General features: G+C 61.4%; 3 protein-coding genes. 1 reads left to right on the top strand and 2 read right to left on the bottom strand.

The window, feature by feature from the left end; translation table 11 throughout:
* Positions 1-143 (bottom strand): YcjX family protein (locus EN745_RS37405; protein WP_189363268.1); only part of this gene is annotated, 143 nt, incomplete at its 3' end.
* Between the two features lie 79 nt (positions 144-222).
* A complete protein-coding gene (locus EN745_RS34590; protein ID WP_126054772.1) occupies positions 223-726 on the bottom strand; it encodes a histidine phosphatase family protein in 504 nt (167 codons plus the stop codon).
* 246 nt (positions 727-972) lie between these two features.
* On the opposite strand from EN745_RS34590, the gene dksA reads away from it, so the two are divergent.
* A complete protein-coding gene (gene dksA / locus EN745_RS34585; protein ID WP_126054771.1) occupies positions 973-1,389 on the top strand; it encodes an RNA polymerase-binding protein DksA in 417 nt (138 codons plus the stop codon).
* Positions 1,390-1,593 lie beyond the last annotated feature (204 nt).

The raw sequence follows: 1,593 nt of genomic DNA, 5'->3' as shown, positions 1-1,593 counted from the left end.
GAGATGAACACCGTCTTGCCGGCGCGGGAAAGGCCGGTGACCCCCAGCCTCAGCGACGGCGAAAAGAGCTCGGCGGCGCGCCCTGAGAGCGTGTCGAGAGCGATCTTCGCCTCGTCGGTGAAAGTGGTCAGCGATGATGCCAAAACATGCTCTCTGAGGGCCGGTCGGTTCCCGATATAGGCACTCAGGCGGCGGTTTGGAATGGCGCCGCCAATTTGCGTCTCAGAGATCGGCCGGTGTCAGAAAGGCCTCGAGATAGCCGCTGCCTTGCTCGGCATGGGCAAGATCGCCTGGAAAGCGCACGACGGCGAGGCCCGAGGTGGGGAAACCGTGGTTCAGCATGCCACGCGCGGCTTCCTCGCCGTCGCCCGAAACCGCCATGGCGAGATCCTCCGTCATCGGATTGTGGCCGATGACCAGAAGCGAGCCCGCCCCGCCATTGTCGCGGATGATGGCGAGATAGCCGGCGGCGTCCTCGCTGTAGAGCGTGTCGAAGAACAGCACCCGCCCGGTATCTGTCTGGCCGGCCAGTCCCTCCAGGGTCTGGCGAGCCCGTTTTGCGTTGGAGCAAAGGGTCAGGTCGGGCACGTAGTTGCGGCTGCGCATGGCTGCCCCGATCGCCTCGGCATCGGCGATGCCGGAGGCATCGAGCGGACGGTCGAAGTCGCGTACGCCGGGCAGCGCCCATCCGGCCTTGGCATGTCTCAACAGGTAGAGTTTGCTCACCGCTCCCCCAAAATGCCTTGTTGGCACAATGGGATTAGCCACGAGAAAGGCATGGCGCACAATGGCCAATAGCCTTCAACCACAACGAATCATGGATGAATTCGAGTTCCGCCCGCAAGCATAAAGATATCATGGTCAGCTGTGAGCCCGATATTACATTTGCGTGAAACGGTCGCCGATTGCGCTTGTGCAGGCTTCTCTGCGCGAATATATAGGCGCCAAATTTGGGGTTGTTGGGTGAGTCGAATGAACGACATCGTTACCGCCGATTACGTACCCTCCGAAGACGAGCCGTTCATGAACGAACGGCAGAAATCCTACTTTCGCATGAAGCTCGTCGCCTGGAAGAACGACATTTTGCGCGAAGCGCGCGAAACCCTCGAAATCCTGCAGCAGGAAAACGCCAACCATCCCGACCTCGCCGACCGCGCCTCCTCGGAAACCGACCGAGCCATTGAACTCCGCGCCCGCGATCGTCAGCGCAAGCTCATCTCGAAAATCGATTCCGCGCTCCAGCGCATCGATGAAGGCACTTACGGCTATTGCGAGGAGACTGGCGAGCCGATTGCCCTGAAGCGGCTCGATGCGCGTCCGATCGCGACCCTGTCGATCGAGGCGCAGGAGCGCCACGAGCGCCGCGAGAAGGTCTATCGCGACGACTGACCCGCGAACGATCGTCCCGGAATCGTTAATGGCCGGGCGACCGGCCATTTTGTGCGGGCGCGGCCGTGCCTCCTCGATGCCCAATCCGTGTTGCCGGATTTGACTTTTGCTACCGCTTCTGGCTGGCAAGTTCGCCGAGTAGCTTCGTCATTTCGTCGTCGAGCGATGACGGCGCCTTCGCCGCCGGTTTGCTCGCATGTGAAT

Origin of the sequence: Mesorhizobium sp. M4A.F.Ca.ET.022.05.2.1 (assembly GCF_003998845.1) — a bacterium.
Classification (GTDB): Bacteria; Pseudomonadota; Alphaproteobacteria; order Rhizobiales; family Rhizobiaceae; genus Mesorhizobium.
The sequence above is the reverse complement of the archived record's forward strand: the minus strand, read 5'-3'. Positions and strand labels throughout refer to the sequence as shown.